Consider the following 15,551-nt stretch of genomic DNA (forward strand, 5'->3'; position numbering starts at 1 on the left):
CGGCCGCGGGATTGGCTTAAACTTAAGGCGTCGTGATTCCGTACGTCCCCAGCATCTCCGAGAGGAGCGATACTGGAAGACCGACGATGTTGAAATAACAGCCGTCGATCGATTCTACGAGCAAAGAGCCGATTTCCTGGATTCCGTAAGCGCCGGCTTTGTCATTCGGCTCTCCCGTAGCGACATAACGCGAGATTTGCTCGGCCGTAAGCGCTCGCATGCGCACGTGCGTCACGCGATGCGATGTGACGGTTTCCCCGTCCGATACGCGAACGCAGGAGACGCCGGTATACACCTCGTGCGTGCGCCCGGAGAGCAGTCCCAACATCCGAGTCGCGTCTTCCGCGTCCCTAGGCTTCCCCATAACCTCGCGATCTAAGACAACGATCGTATCGCTGCCTACGACGATAGATTCGGCGAAGGATTGCCCCGCGAGTTGTTCTTTAACGGATAATGCTTTTCTCAAGGAAAGTCCTTCGGCGATTTGCCTTGGCGTCCAACCTTCCGGAGTGTCCTCGTCGACGTTGCTAGGCACGACTTCCACGGGCAAGCCGAGCAAACGGATCAACTCTTGCCTCCGAGGCGAACCTGACGCCAGGATAAGCGTCGGCGAAGCTGCTTGGTTCAAACCCATGACGCTGTACTTCCTTTCGATATTACGTTTTGCGATAAGCCCAGACGGCAAGCGCTGCGCCGATAATGCTGAGCAGGCTGACATCCGCGTCAAAATTAAGATCGAATTTGAACACCGCCAGATCGGCGGAAGGCGACCAATGGACCGGAAGCGAGCGGGTGAGGAATTAAGGGCTTGCGCGTCTTGAAGCCAATGGGAAACCAAGGTGCCGGCAAGCATGCCTAACAGGATGAATAGTAGCAGAATCCAGCCATTTTTCTTCACGGTTCGTTATTCACCACCATTTTTTGACACTTGCATACTCATTATACGTGGCTTGGAGATTGCGCACAATGCGAAACTGGAACGAATGAGAATAAACAAGACAGCCCCGCGGAGTCAGAGCTGCCTCGTTCGAGTTACGGATTGCTCAACCGCGCGCGGCGGGCTGCAATGCATCGCGCAGCTCGCGGTCCGCCAGCCCGGCTTGCATGATCGCCGTCTGGGCGTTCCATAGATGAAACCGGGACGTCTTGCCGCTATAATTTGCGAGCGAATCAAGCGCCTCATCCAAAGCTTGCTCGAGCTTTACCGCCGCGGCGTTAGCCGCGCCCGTAAGCGCGCCTTGCGGCAGCTTGGCGGCTTTCCACGCGGACCCCGTCTGCCGCAAGGCGTCCGCGTCCTCTTGCGCGAACGGCTGCGGCAGCCCGTCTTGCAGGCCGCCTACGGTGAGCTGAGCGATCAACCGCGCGAGCGATGCGCTCTCGGTCATGAATGCTCGTATCGTCTCGGATTGTTCGCTTCCGTCCAACATTAGCGCCGTTGCTCCGAGCGGCTTGATATACACTTCGATGTTCGGCATTTGCGCCGCCAGAAGCTCGGCTTCGGCGCGGGTCGAGGCGATGCCCGCGTAGACGCGGTAACCGTCGCCGTCGTCGATCGCAGCGGGCAATCCGACGTCTTTCAGTTGCGCGGCCGCCAATTGCGTGCTGTCCGCGTTGCGGAAGACGCCGTATTGCAGGACGTAAGCTTCATTCGCAGGAACTTCCGCAAACGACTTGCCTTCTATTTTACCCGTTGCGTTCGGGTCCGGCGTAGTTCCCGCTCCCACGGCGGCATCGTCGGCATGGGCTGCCGCGGCCGTCGATGACGATGCGGCGTCCGGGACTCCGGCTTGCCCGGCAGCTTGAATTCCCGCAGACTGCTTGCCGGGGAACATCGGCTCACCGGTGAACAACGTCAGCACCATATATCCGAATAGCGCGCCGGTTGCGATCGCCGCGGTCACCGACAAGAACACGCGCGTCCAGGTCGGAGAATCGTTACGTCTATAGCTTCCTGCTTGCGATAGCCAATCTTCAGTAGGCGTATAGTCGTCATCCGCCGGCAAGCTCCATCGCTCCGGCTGTTCATGATCCGGCTCGGTCTGTTCCAGCTCCCGGACGACGACGGGATGGCGAATCGTACCAACGGGCAGCTTGCGGTCGGACTTGGGTGTCGTCTCGGGAGCTTTCTCCGCCGGAGGGATATGCACGACGACGGAATCGGTCCGACGAATGATATCCTCGAGCGCGCGAATATCGTCTTGATAGGGTCCGTCATTCGCTATGGACGGCTCTATAACTAAATGATTATATGCTGATTCAACTCGCGCCTCGCTCGCTAGTTCCGGCTTGGCTGCGATAGACGGTTCATCGAAGACGTCCTCCCGCTCCGTCCGGGCAAGATTCGCCGCCGGGGCTAGCTTAACCGGCTTCTGCATAGGAGGCTGCTCGAAACGAAACGTCATTCTTGCGTTGGATGGCATGCCGCGTCTCCCCTTGTCCTACAATCTATCAATAGGATATGAGAGACGGATGAAAAATATGATAGAACGCTCTACTGCGGTCTGGGAGAACGTTGCAGCGTCCCTGAGCGACAGGGATATCGTTATAAAGGAATAAGGGAAGCCCCCTCCTTCGTTGAAGGAGAGAGCTTCCCAAGGGAGCATTCGCTTATTCCGCTCCTTCTCGCTCGCGAAGAATCTTCGCAAGCTCGTAGGCCGTCTTCCATATATCGCCCGCGCCCATCGTCAGAACGAGATCGTTAGGCTTGATCTCGTCCGCGAGCAGATCGCGCACTTCTTCCTTCGTCGGGATATATCGCACGTTCGGATTGCTGTTGCCGGCGATCAGCTCGACCAGCCTGCGGGAATTGACGCCTTCGATCCTCTGCTCGCCGGCCGGCGAATAAATATCCGTGATGATGACCTCATCGGCGTCGGTGAACGCTCTGCTGAACGCATCGAGCAGAAAATACGTGCGCGTATATCGCTGGGGCTGAAACACGGCAATAATGCGCTTGCCCGTCGCTTTGGCGGCTTGGATCGTCGCCTGGATTTCAGTCGGGTGATGCGCGTAGTCGTCGATCACCAGCATATCCTTCACTTCGCCAAGCACTTGAAACCGTCTCTTAGCGCCGCGGAATTCGCGAATCGCTCCGGCGATCGCCGAGAAAGAAGCGCCTGCCTCGAGACAGACGATGACCGTCGCAAGCGCGTTGTAGACGTTATGGCGTCCGGGTACGGACAGCTCGACCGTGCCTAGTTCGTCGTTCCCTTTGCGTACCGTGAACGATACGCAGCGGTCGCCGAGGTTAATATTCGTCGCGGTAAAATCGGCATCTGACGAGCTGACGCCATACGTAACCACGCGCGGACCTTTCACCATCGGCACGACTTCCCGTACGTTGTCGTCGTCCGCGCATACGACCGCGCAGCCGCTCGGTCGAATATTGCCAAGGAAAGATACGTAAGCATCCTTCAGCTTGTTGAAATCGCCATCGTAATTTTCCAGATGATCGGCTTCAATGTTAAGGACGACGCCGACGGCCGGTTCGTATTGAAGGAAGGAACCGTCGCTTTCGTCCGCTTCGGCCACGACGAAGTCGCTCTTGCCCGCTTTCGCGTTCGTGCCGACGTTGACGATCTCCCCGCCGATAATGAATGTCGGATCCAGCCCGCAATTCTCCATCACGAGCGCGATCATGGAGGACGTCGTCGTTTTTCCGTGCGCGCCGGCGACGGCGATGCCCGTGCGCGCGTTCAAGAGGCGCGCCAGCATCTGGGCGCGGTGCAGCGTAGGGATGCGCAATTGCTCCGCGGCTCGGCGTTCCACGTCGTCCTTGGCGATCGCCGTTGAATATACGACGAGATCGGCGCCTCGTACATTCTCCGGCTCGTGGCCGATATAAATTTGTGCCCCGCCGGCCGCTAGTTTCTCGGTCAGCTCTTGACGTACGACGTCGGAGCCGGACACCTTGTAACCCATCTCCAGCATCACGCGGGCGATGGCGCTCATACCGTAGCCACCTATACCGATAAAATGAACATGTTCAGCGGTTCGCAACGACGCTTCACCAGCCTTTTTCTGAATTCGTTCCGTGGAGCAACCACGAGCGAACGTCGGCAATCAAATATAACGTGCCAGTTACGACGCTTAGCGTATCCCCTTGAGCAGGCGCTTGCGAGGACGCATCGCGCAGAAGCGTCAAAGCACGCCGCCAATCCGGTTCGACGACGATGTCGCGCGGACCTCCAAGCTCGGCTTTCAGCCGGTTCGCGACTGCGGCCAAATCTTCGGCGGCCATTTTTTTATGAAAATCGGGCTCCGTAATCACTAGCATATCCACCATTGGTAGTATATGCCGCAGGGAATGTTCGTGATTCTTATTCGGCATCATCGCGATCATGACGTTCAGCCTATCGAAGCTGTAAATATCGCTCAGGGCAGCGGCCAAAGCCTCCATCCCTTCGGGATTATGCGCGCCGTCGAGAAGAATGCGCGGGGAATCGGAAACCATCTCGAGCCGACCCGGCCAGGACGTCTCTCTGAGCCCTGCCTCGAGATCCTCGTCGTCGACGATAAGCGCGTAATATTGGCGCAACACTTCAAGCGTCATGGCCGCCACGGCGGCGTTCGCGAGCTGATGCGTTCCGTTCAATGTCACCGCTAACGATTGTATCGCGCGGAACGGCCCTTGAAAACCGAAAATTTGTTCATTTTCCCGGATCGACTCCGGTTTGAACCCGAACTGATCGCCTAGCGCGTACAAGGTTGCCTTCTTGCTCTCGGCCGTCTCCCGAATGATCGCCGCGGCTTCCGGATGGCCGGCGGCCGTAACGATCGGAACGCCGGGTTTAATGATGCCTGCCTTCTCTCTGGCAATGTCGGCGATCGTCGGACCAAGAAGGTCCATATGATCGTGCCCGACGTTCGTGATCACGGTGACGACCGGACTGACTATGTTCGTGACGTCAAGCCGGCCGCCCAATCCCGTCTCCCAGACGACGTAGTCCGGGAACGTGACGGTGCCGTAATACAGGAGCGCGAGCGCCGTCGTAATTTCGAACATCGTCGGCGCGCCCCATTCGGTACCGGCGAGCTTATCCGCTTCCGGCTTGATCCGGTTGACGAGACGCAAGAGCGTCTCGTCGTCGATATCCTGTCCGTTGTATTGCAGCCGATTGGCATACGAGGTCAAATACGGCGACGTGAACGTGCCGACATCGTATTTCGCCTTGCGGAGCACGCTCGTCAAGTAGGCGCAAACCGAGCCTTTGCCGTTCGTGCCCGCGACGTGAATGAATTTGAGCCGACGCTCGGGATTGCCCAGCGCCTCCATCAGCAGCTTGATCCGGTCAAGTCCCGGACGAATGCCGAAATTCGTCAGTCCGACAATCCAGGACATCGCCTCTTCGGCGCTGTTAAAGCCGGCTCCGGTCCGGGGAGATTCGTTCTTCATGATGCTTTCCCTCCGTTAAGCTTGCAGCTCGGCAATACGCGCCAGCACTTTGTCGCGCTTGTCTTTGTAATCCGCGCCTTTCGCGCGTTCCTGCTCGACGACGTGCGCCGGCGCTTTGGCGATATAGCCTTCGTTGGCCAGCTTTTTCTCTACGCGGTCGACCTCGGCGTTAAGGGCATCAAGCTCTTTGTTCAGCCGCGCGATTTCTTGGCCGATGTCGATCAAGCCCGCCAGCGGGAAGTACAGCTCCGCTCCCGTGACGATCGCCGTCATCGCTTTGTCCGGCGCCGTCAGAGACGGGTCGAGCGTAAGCGCCGACGTGTTGCAGAAGCGTTGAACGTAAATTTCGTTCCGACGGAAAATGCCTTCTTCTTCCGCGCCGGTCGGCTTAAGCAGCAGCTCGATCTTCTTGCCCAGCGATACGTTCACTTCCGCGCGAATGTTCCGCACGGCGCGAATCGCCTCCATGAGGAGCTTCATCTCTTTGACCGCTTCCGAAGCTTCGAACGAAGCGTCGTACGCCGGCCATGCCGCGAGCATGATCGTCTCGCCGGGCTCGTGAGGCAGATGCTGCCAAATTTCCTCGGACAAATACGGCATGAACGGGTGCAGCAGACGCAACGTGCGGTCGAGCACGTATGCGATGACCGATTGGGTGCTGCGCTTCGCGATCGGATCCGTTCCATAAAGCGTGAGCTTCGCGAACTCGATGTACCAGTCGCACAGATCGTCCCAGATGAAGTCGTAGAGCAAACGGCCGGTTTCGCCGAACTCATAGCTTTCCATCAGGCGCGTAATGTCTTGCGCGGTTTCGTTAAACCGATGCAGAATCCAGCGGTCTGCCGTGGACAGCTCGCCGCTCAGGTCGATATCCGCATAGTTGAAGCCTTCGAGGTTCATGAGCGCGAACCGCGATGCGTTCCATATTTTATTGGCGAAATTGCGCGCCTGCTCGACTTTCTCGAAGCGGAAGCGCAAATCTTGACCCGGCGTGCTGCCCGTCGAGATCATGAACCGCATCGCGTCCGCGCCGTATTGCGCGATGACGTCGAGCGGGTCGACGCCGTTGCCGAGCGATTTGGACATTTTGCGACCTTCCGCGTCGCGGACGAGGCCGTGGATGAGCACGTCCTTGAACGGAATTCGGTCCGTGAACTCGAGGGCCGTGAAGATCATCCGGGCAACCCAGAAGTAAATGATGTCGTAGCCCGTAACGAGCACGCTCGTCGGAAAGTACGCTCGCAGGTCTTCGGTATCCGAAGGCCAGCCGAGCGTCGAGAACGGCCACAGCGCCGAGCTGAACCACGTGTCGAGCACGTCCTCGTCTTGGCGCCAAGGCGAACCCGGCTGATCCGCGCCTTCCGGCGCTTCGAGACCGACATGAATGTCGCCCGTCGTATCGTTGTACCAAGCCGGAATCCGGTGTCCCCACCAGAGTTGACGGGATATACACCAGTCGCGGACGTTCTCGATCCATTGCAAATACACTTTCTCGAACCGGTCCGGCACGAAATTGACGCCTTGGCCGGACTTCTGGTTAGCGATCGCGCGCTCGGCGAGCGGCTTCATCGAGACGAACCATTGCGTCGACAGGTACGGCTCGACGACCGCTCCGGAACGTTCGCTATGGCCGACCTGATGAACGTGATCCTCGATTTGGATGCACACGCCTTGCTCCTGCAAGTCTTTGACGATCGCTTTGCGGCATTCCGCGCGGTCCAGGCCGTTATACGGCCCCGCATGCTCGTTCATGCGCCCGCCTTCGTCCATGACCGTAATCTGCGGCAGGTTATGGCGAGAGCCGACTTCGAAGTCGTTCGGGTCGTGGGCCGGCGTAATCTTGACCGCGCCGCTTCCGAATTCCTTATCGACGTATTCGTCCGCGATGATCGGAATTTCGCGATCCACGATCGGCAGCTTGATCATCTTGCCGATCAGGCTCTTGTATCTTTCGTCCTCCGGATGAACGGCGACCGCCGTATCGCCCAGCATCGTCTCCGGGCGCGTCGTGGCGACGGTAATGGAGCCGCTGCCGTCGGCGAGCGGATAGCGGAGATGATACAGATGGCCGTTGACCTCTTTGTACTCGACCTCGATGTCGGACAAAGCCGTGCGGGCTGCCGGATCCCAGTTGATGATCCGTTTGCCGCGGTAGATCAGGCCTTTCTCGTATAAGCGCACGAACACTTCGCGAACCGCCGCGGACAAGCCTTCGTCCAGCGTAAACCGCTCGCGGGAATAATCGAGGCTCAGCCCCATCTTAGCCCATTGGTTGCGGATCGTTCCCGCATAGTGTTCCTTCCATTCCCATACTTTCTCCAGGAAAGCCTCGCGACCCAAATCGTAACGGGATTTGCCTTCTTCGCGCAGCTTCTGCTCGACCTTCGTCTGCGTCGCGATGCCCGCATGATCGGTTCCAGGCAGCCATAACGCGTCGAAGCCCTGCATCCGTTTGAACCGGATCATGATGTCTTGCAGCGTGAAGTCGAGCGCATGCCCGATATGAAGCATGCCCGTTACGTTCGGAGGAGGGATGACGATCGTATATTTAGGCGCGTCGGGACGGCGTCCCGCTTGAAAGTATCCGCCCTGCAGCCACGCGTCGTACCATTTGCGTTCGGCGCTCGCCGGATCGTAAGTCGTCGGCATTTCGACGTTAAAGCTTTTTGTCTCGGACATGTACGAATTAACCTCCATAGGACGCAATGTTCAGCCTGCCGACAAGGAGTTCCGACTCCTTATCGCGGCGCATAAAAACACAAAAACCTCCCGTCGCAAAGGACGAAAGGTTCATCTTCCGTGGTACCACCTTCGTTCCGCCAGGCTATATTCAGCCGGAGCGGCACTCGACGCGGGATAACGGTAGCAGCCGTCTTGATCTAGGGCGTAAGCCGCACAGCGGCCGTCCGTTCGAACAAGAAACTCCAGGGCGACTCGTCGCAGCTCAATTCTCCTGCGGAACCTTCCAGCGCTGACGTTCAGCGGCCCCGCTCTCTGTAGGACGATCTGTGACTCTTCCCTATCCAAGTCTTTCCCCCTATTCTACCCTTCGCCGAGGGGAGAGTCAATAAGGGGCGGCGATACGCCTCATAACCTCCGGCGGAAGGATCGCCGGAGGTTATTGGGAGACGGGTATGCGGCGAAGCGGCAGCCGCTCTATGGGATGTAGAGCACTTGCCCTTCGGATAAGTACGGTTCGTTAAGCTTATTGTGCGTTTGCAGCACCCTCGGTTGCAAGTTATATCGGTCCGCGATCGATTCGAGCGTATCGTCGCGCTGCACGATGCACATCCGGACTTTGCGGAACGACTGGGCTTCGTTCTCTCCGCCCGATAATAGGCGCGTCCATTCGAGTTCGTCGCCGGTACTTCCGGAAGAGCTTGCGGCATTCGCTTTTTCTTCCGATTGCGCGGCCTCTTGCCGCTTCAAATCCGATTCGCGCCTGGCGCCGATATCGCCGAGCTGCGACAGCAGCCCGACGCCGGATTGAATGCGTTGCGACGCATCCGACGGCAAGCCGTTAATGGCGATCTTCATGGGTTCCGGTTCCGGGGCTGCCGAGACTGAGGGCAAAGTCTCCGGCTGGGCTGCCGGCACGTCCGCCGGCAATGCCGGAATTTCCAATGCGCTATAGGACGGAGCTGCGGGCTGGCTCGTTTGCGGATCCGCGTCTCGCCGCTGGCTTAAATCTCCCCACCCATCCGATGATTGGACGGGCTGCGCCGCTCTCGTCTGTTCCTGAGACTTGGCTTTATCCGCGTAGCTCTTGAAGTTCGACAGCCAACTTCCCTCGTTCGCGGCATCGGCGAAGCTCGGGACCGGCTGCGGCTTCTGCGGTTGCTGCGGCTGCGCAGCTTGCTGCTCCTCGATCCGCTCCGGATCGAATTCAAGCAAGGAATCGTCCGACTGGGAAGACGCGGCCTGCGAGGAGTCGTCATCGTCGGCGGAATCGTCGGCTGCCTGCGCTGCGGATAAGCCGTCGCGCCCGAAGTCCTCCTCGTAACTCGACCGCGCCTGATGTACGACCGTAAAGCTGTCGTCCTTCCATATCGGCTCTTGCGAGGAAGACGTCTGCAACCCTCTCAGCGCCAATACGCCCGTCACGTTAAGCGACCTCGTCGACAACAAATCGACGTCGAAATTGTCGATTTCCACGCCGATCTCGTCCACGTTCTGGACCCGATTAAGCGGCAGCGTGATCTCTACCGGTATCCAATGCGTCAATTGCGTCGTTTCGTCGGAATACTGCGCGCGATATACGCCGGACAGCAGCAGGCTCCCGCTTAGCAGGACGTTGTCCTCGCGCGGAAGCACCTGCATATGGGGCACAAGCTCGATTTCCTCCAATTCGTCGATCGCGGCTACGTCGTCCGGCAAATGCACCCGTTCGTAAATATCGAACCGCAGTCCGTTTGGTGGCTCCGTCACGGTGATTCCTCCTTCTTCACTCGGCGCCCGGATCGCTGTCAGGGCCCTCTAGCAACTCACTAACTATCTATATGCCGAAGAGAGCCTAGCATGCCTGTTCGAACCGCAAAATACAAACAACCTCCCGGCGATCGCAATCGCGGGAGGTTGCAAGACGGTCGCAACGATTAGAGCTTACGAAGCGCCGTCCGATGAGCATCGACCGTAAGGTCGATATCTTGCTCAGAGTGAGCGGTGGAGACGAACCATCCCTCATAGGCGGAAGGAGCGATATTGACGCCTCCGTCGAGCAGGCTGCGGAACACCGAGCGGAACGAGTCCGCGTTCGCTTGCTTCGCGGACTCGTAGTTAATGACGTGCTTATCCGTGAAGAAAGGGCATACCATCGAGCCTACTCGATTGATCGTCATCGGAACGCCCGCTTCCTTGGCGTTCCGCTCGAGGCCCGCTTGAAGCCGTACCGACAACCGCTCCAGCAGCTCGTAAGCTTCTTCCGTCATCAGCTTGAGCGTCGTATAACCCGCTGCCATCGCGAGCGGATTGCCGGACAACGTGCCCGCTTGGTAGATCGGACCGACCGGGGCCATCTGCTCCATGATCTCTCTCTTGCCGCCGTACGCGCCGACCGGCAGCCCGCCGCCGATCACTTTGCCGAGCGTCGTCAAGTCCGGCGTTACGCCGTACAGCCCTTGCGCGCAATGACGATGAACCCGGAAACCGGTCATAACCTCGTCGAAAATAAGCAGGCTGCCAAACTTCGTCGTGATATCGCGCAGCCCCTGCAGGAAGCCGGGCAGAGGAGGAACGACGCCCATATTGCCGGCGACGGGTTCCACGATGATCGCCGCGATCTCTTCGCCGAAGCGTTCGAAAGCGACCTTAACCGATTCCAGATCGTTATAAGGAACGGTTAACGTGTGGCTCGCAACGCTCTCGGGAACGCCGGGGCTATCCGGCAGTCCGAGCGTGGCGACCCCCGAACCCGCCTTGATCAGCAGGCTGTCCGCGTGTCCGTGGTACGAGCCTTCGAATTTCAGAATTTTATTCCTTTTCGTATAGCCGCGAGCCAATCTTAGCGCGCTCATCGTCGCTTCCGTTCCGGAGTTGACCATGCGCACGACTTCGACGGAAGGCACTCGCTCGCAGACGAGTTCGGCCATCAGGGTCTCGAGCTCGGTCGGAGCGCCGAAGCTCGTGCCGTTCTCGGCCGTCCGCTTGATCGCTTCGACGACTTCCGAATGGGCATGTCCCGCGATGAGCGGACCCCAAGACAGCACGTAGTCGATATACGTCTGTCCGTCGATGTCGGTAATGCGGCTTCCTTCCCCGCGCGCGATCACCAGAGGCGTTAATCCGACGGATTTGAACGCGCGGACCGGACTGTTCACCCCGCCGGGAATGACTTTCTTCGCTTGCTCGAAAGCGGCTTTGGACTTTGCGTCGTCGCGAATTCGACGATTTTCGCTCATAATCGTCACACCCTACTATCTAGATTGGAAATAGCTATGATACACTACGAATTAGAATGATTTTACCGGTTGAATGGAGGACGAAGACGATGATCGAATGGTTAAAGAAAGTGTCATTATTCGATAATCTTAACGACGAGCAGCTCGAACATATTCTAAGAATCGCCCAACGCCGCACGATACCCCAAGGCTCCCTCCTGTTCCAGGAGAAAGAACTCGGACATACGTTCTACGTCGTCTTGTCCGGATCGATCAAGCTGTTCACCCGGAGCAACAACGGCGAAGAGAAAGTGCTGTCGCTCGTCAACGCCGGCGAGAGCTTCGGAGAGCTGTCGCTGCTCGACGGCCGTCCGCGTTCCGCTTCCGCGCAAACGCTGGAGCCGACGACCGTGCTCGAGCTGTCCTCCGACCAGTTCATGGAACTTCTGCAGAACCATTTCGATATTACGAAAGGCATCCTGACCGAGCTGAGCCGCCGGCTGCGCAAGACGAACGAGCACGTGAACGATTTGACGTTCCTCGACGGACGCACGCGCGTGCTTAAGAATCTCATCACGCTAGCCAATCAGAACGGCAATCGCGAAGGCAACATCATCTCGATCCACATGGCGCTCAATTACGACGAGCTCGCCCAGATGGCCGGCGTCACGAAAGCCGTGCTCTCCGACGTGCTTCGCGAGCTGGAATCCCGCGGCGTGCTTACGTTCGGCATCAACGAGTACAAGATTAACCTGCTGAAGCTGCGCGGCTAACGCTCAGCTTTCCTGCAGCCAGCGAGCAGCATCCTTCGCATGATACGTAATGATCAACTCGGCGCCCGCGCGTTTCATGCCCGTCAGCGTCTCGAGCACGATCGACTTCTCGTCGATCCACCCTTGCATCGCCGCCGCTTTTACCATCGAATATTCCGCGCTCACGTTATAGATGACGATCGGCAGATCGTATCTGTCCCGCAGCATTCTAACGATATCCAGATAGGCCAGGCCGGGCTTCACCATGAGGAAGTCCGCGCCTTCCTCCGCGTCGGACTGCGCTTCGCGCATCGCTTCGCGCGCGTTAGCCGGATCCATCTGATAGGTCTTGCGGTCGCCGAATTGCGGCGACGAATGCGCCGCTTCGCGGAATGGCCCGTAATAGGCAGACGCGAACTTAACCGAGTAAGACATAATCGGCGTATTCGCGAAGCCTGCGTGATCCAGCGCTCCGCGAATCGCCGTCACGAAGCCGTCCATCATATTCGAAGGGGCGATTATGTCCGCGCCTGCCTTCGCCTGCGATACCGCCGTCTTCGCCAGAAGCTCGAGCGATTCGTCGTTGTCGATTTCCGCCCCGCAATCCGTCTGATGAACAACCCCGCAATGTCCGTGATCCGTGAACTGGCACAAGCAAGTATCCGCGATAACGATAAGATCCGGCCGCAACGCTTTGATTCGGCGAATGCCCCGTTGTACGATGCCGTTGTCTTCGAATGCCGAAGTACCGACGGCGTCTTTGCTGCTCGGAACTCCGAATACGAGAACCGACTTGATCCCCGCCGCCGCGATTTCGCCTATTTCCTTCTCCAACGTGTCGAGCGACCAATGATAGACGCCGGGAATCGACGGAATTTCGTGCTGAACGCCTTCGCCCTCCGTGATGAAGATCGGCGCGATGAGATCGTTAACGCTTAGGCTCGTCTCTCTTACCATGCTGCGCAGCGCAGCCGATCCTCTTAATCTGCGATGTCTTGCGATCGGATATGCCATCGTTGTCTATTCTCCTCTCATGATGCGACGCCGCTCCGCTAAAGCCTCGACCATGCCGTCGATCGTCGCGTGCTGTGGAACGACCGTAACTTGAATGCCGCGTTTCTCCGCCGTTTCGGCGGTCACGGGACCGATACATACGATTTCGATGCCTTGCAGCGCGGCGACCGGATCATCGATGCCGTTAAGCTTAAGCGCCTCCAGCAGATTGACGACAGTGGACGAGCTAGTGAACGTAATGACGTGGATTTGCTTCTTCTCCAGCATCTCGGCGATCCACATATCCTTAGGCGCCGATAGCGCCGTCTCGTACACATCGATCTCTATCGCCTCGACGCCCAGCTCCCGCAGCTTCTTCGGAAGCAGCTCCCTAGCGAGATTCCCTCGCGGCAGCAACGCTTTCTGCCCCCGTATAACTAATCCGTCAAGCTTATCCGCGAGTCCTTCCGCTTGATAGCTTTCCGGAAGCAGATCGGCGCGAATCCCTCTTTGCGCCAATTCCTGGGCGGTCTTCGGACCGACGGCAGCGAACTTCGCGCGATGGAAGCGACGGATATCGACGGCTTCACTCTCTAACCAGCGGAAAAAGTATTCGACGCCGTTCACGCTAGTCAGAATGACCCAATCGTAAACATCCGCCTGAGCCAGCGCTTCCCGGATCGCCTGAACGTTGCCGGCAGCGTCCGGAAGTCTCGTCTCGATGACCGGATACTCGTACGTCTCGGCCCCGAGATCGTCCAGCTTGGCGACCAGTTCGCTTGCTTGGGAGCGCGCGCGCGTGACGAGCACCCGCTGGCCGAAGAGCGGCTTCCGCTCCACCCACGAGAGCGTCTCGCGCTGGCCCACGACATCGCCTACGACGATGACCGCCGGCGGCTTGAAGTTCGCCTCGCTGACTTTCGCTTCGATATCGCCCAGCGTGCCGACGAGCGTTCGCTGCTCGGCGCGAGTACCCCATTGCACGAGCGCAACGGGCGTCTGCGGAGATCGGCCGTGTTTGACTAGCTGCTCGCTTATATAGCCGATTTTGGCTACGCCCATCAGAAAGACTAACGTGCCGGTAGCGTTCGTCACTTTGTCCCAATGAATCGACAGATCAAGCTTGTCCGGACTCTCATGTCCGGTAATGACGGAGAAGGAGGAGGCCAAGTCTCGATGAGTCACCGGGATGCCGGCGTATGCCGGCACCGAGATCGCCGAAGTAATGCCGGGAATAATCTCGTATTCGACGCCGTTCTGGCGCAGCAGCTCCGCTTCTTCCCCGACTCGGCCGAAGACGGTCGGATCCCCGCCTTTCAGGCGAGCGACGGACTTGCCCTGCAGCGCCAAATCGACGAGCAACTGATTGATTTCTTCTTGTTTCATCGTATGGCGGTCCGGCAGCTTGCCGACGTAAATCCGCTCTGCGTCTTGTCTCGCGTGATTGAGCAGCTGAGGCCCCGCGAGACGGTCGAATACGACGACGTCCGAGCGCTTCAGCGCCTCCAGACCTCGGATCGTTATGAGTTTCGGATCCCCCGGACCCGCTCCCACCAAATAGACTTTGCCAATCTTCCCCGTGTTCATCCGCCTACTCCCTCGCTTCCGCCAATAACTGGTCCGCTCCCCGGCGCAATAGCGCTTCGGCGACCTCATAACCTACTTTGCCCGGATCGCTGCCCGTCGCGGTTTCCCGAAGCAGCTTGACGCCGTCCGGAGACGATACGATTCCGGTCAAAGTAACCGGCGAGCCCGCGTCCGCGGAGCTTGCCTCGGCGAATGCGCCGATCGGAACTTGACACCCGCCGTTCAGCAAGCCGAGCAGTCTGCGTTCCGCGGAAACCGCTCTCTCGGTCACCGGGTCGTTCACGAGATGCAATATGGCCAGCACGTCTTCATCGTCCCCGCGGCATTCGATCGCGAGCGCGCCCTGGCCGACCGCAGGCAAGCAGACGTCCGTCGGCAAATACGCCGTGATCTTCTCTTTCCATCCCATGCGATGCAAGCCGGCGGCCGCGAGCAGGATCGCGTCGAAGCCTTCCTCGGACAGCTTGCGGATACGCGTATCGATATTGCCGCGTATCGATTCGATCCGCAAATCCGGACGTCCCGCCAGCAGCTGAGCGGCCCTTCTTAAACTGCTCGTACCGACTCGCGCCCCTTGCGGAAGCTCCTCCAGGCTGGTCGCCGTGTTCGAGATCAAGCAGTCTCTCGGATCTTGTCTAGCCGGCACCGCGCCGACGACTAAGCCTTCCGGCAGCTCGAACGGCATATCTTTCATGCTATGAACGGCAAAGTCGATCTCCCCGTCAAGCAGCGCTTGCTCGATTTCTTTGACGAACAAGCCTTTGCCCCCGACCTTCGACAACGTCACGTCCAGTATCCGGTCGCCTCGCGTCACGATCGGTTTGACCTCGAACGTATAATGAAGCCCCGCCTCCGCGCACAGCTTGCTTATCGCGTCGATCGTCTGCTGCGTCTGCGTCAATGCCAGCGTGCTCTGCCGGCTTCCGACAATGATTTTGCGCATGGTGT

At 58.6% G+C, this 15,551-nt stretch carries 12 protein-coding genes; 1 reads left to right on the forward strand and 11 read right to left on the reverse strand.

Going from position 1 to position 15,551, the window contains the following annotated elements:
* Positions 1-22: 22 nt before the first annotated feature.
* The 8 genes from COHPA_RS0106210 to hemL form a co-directional block, all read right to left on the reverse strand.
* A complete protein-coding gene (locus tag COHPA_RS0106210; protein ID WP_035120159.1) occupies positions 23-628 on the reverse strand; it encodes a Maf family protein in 606 nt (201 codons plus the stop codon).
* 28 nt (positions 629-656) lie between these two features.
* Positions 657-749: a hypothetical protein gene (locus COHPA_RS26035; protein ID WP_245590285.1), complete on the reverse strand. Its 93-nt coding sequence runs from the start codon at positions 747-749 to the stop codon at positions 657-659.
* Between the two features lie 294 nt (positions 750-1,043).
* Positions 1,044-2,420: an SPOR domain-containing protein gene (locus COHPA_RS0106220; protein ID WP_027085338.1), complete on the reverse strand. Its 1,377-nt coding sequence runs from the start codon at positions 2,418-2,420 to the stop codon at positions 1,044-1,046.
* 187 nt (positions 2,421-2,607) lie between these two features.
* A complete protein-coding gene (gene murC, locus COHPA_RS0106230) occupies positions 2,608-3,951 on the reverse strand; it encodes a UDP-N-acetylmuramate--L-alanine ligase (RefSeq protein WP_027085339.1) in 1,344 nt (447 codons plus the stop codon).
* 55 nt (positions 3,952-4,006) lie between these two features.
* Positions 4,007-5,395 carry a bifunctional folylpolyglutamate synthase/dihydrofolate synthase gene (locus COHPA_RS0106235; protein WP_027085340.1) on the reverse strand — a complete coding sequence of 463 codons (1,389 nt, stop codon included), beginning with the start codon at positions 5,393-5,395 and terminating at the stop codon, positions 4,007-4,009.
* Between the two features lie 15 nt (positions 5,396-5,410).
* Positions 5,411-8,074, reverse strand: a complete 2,664-nt coding sequence (locus COHPA_RS0106240; RefSeq protein WP_027085341.1) for a valine--tRNA ligase — start codon at positions 8,072-8,074, stop codon at positions 5,411-5,413.
* Between the two features lie 477 nt (positions 8,075-8,551).
* A complete protein-coding gene (locus COHPA_RS0106245; protein ID WP_027085342.1) occupies positions 8,552-9,823 on the reverse strand; it encodes a LysM peptidoglycan-binding domain-containing protein in 1,272 nt (423 codons plus the stop codon).
* Positions 9,824-9,990: 167 nt separating this feature from the next.
* A complete protein-coding gene (hemL, locus tag COHPA_RS0106250) occupies positions 9,991-11,292 on the reverse strand; it encodes a glutamate-1-semialdehyde 2,1-aminomutase (RefSeq protein ID WP_027085343.1) in 1,302 nt (433 codons plus the stop codon).
* Between the two features lie 89 nt (positions 11,293-11,381).
* Here hemL and COHPA_RS0106255 point away from each other — a divergent pair, with 89 nt between their 5' ends.
* The gene (locus COHPA_RS0106255) at positions 11,382-12,044 is read left to right on the forward strand and encodes a Crp/Fnr family transcriptional regulator (protein ID WP_027085344.1); all 663 of its coding nucleotides are present in this window, start codon (positions 11,382-11,384) and stop codon (positions 12,042-12,044) included.
* A gap of 3 nt (positions 12,045-12,047) precedes the next feature.
* Here COHPA_RS0106255 and hemB read toward each other — a convergent pair whose 3' ends face one another.
* The 3 genes from hemB to hemC are packed head-to-tail and all read right to left on the reverse strand — an operon-like array spanning position 12,048 to position 15,546.
* Entirely contained in the window at positions 12,048-13,037 is a 990-nt protein-coding gene (gene hemB, locus COHPA_RS0106260; protein ID WP_027085345.1) for a porphobilinogen synthase, read from the reverse strand.
* A gap of 6 nt (positions 13,038-13,043) precedes the next feature.
* Complete coding sequence (gene cobA, locus COHPA_RS0106265; RefSeq protein WP_027085346.1) at positions 13,044-14,603, reverse strand: uroporphyrinogen-III C-methyltransferase; 1,560 nt, start codon at positions 14,601-14,603, stop codon at positions 13,044-13,046.
* A gap of 4 nt (positions 14,604-14,607) precedes the next feature.
* Complete coding sequence (gene hemC, locus COHPA_RS0106270) at positions 14,608-15,546, reverse strand: hydroxymethylbilane synthase (RefSeq protein WP_027085347.1); 939 nt, start codon at positions 15,544-15,546, stop codon at positions 14,608-14,610.
* Positions 15,547-15,551 lie beyond the last annotated feature (5 nt).

Origin of the sequence: Cohnella panacarvi Gsoil 349 (assembly GCF_000515335.1) — a bacterium.
Lineage (GTDB): Bacteria > Bacillota > Bacilli > Paenibacillales > Paenibacillaceae > Cohnella > Cohnella panacarvi.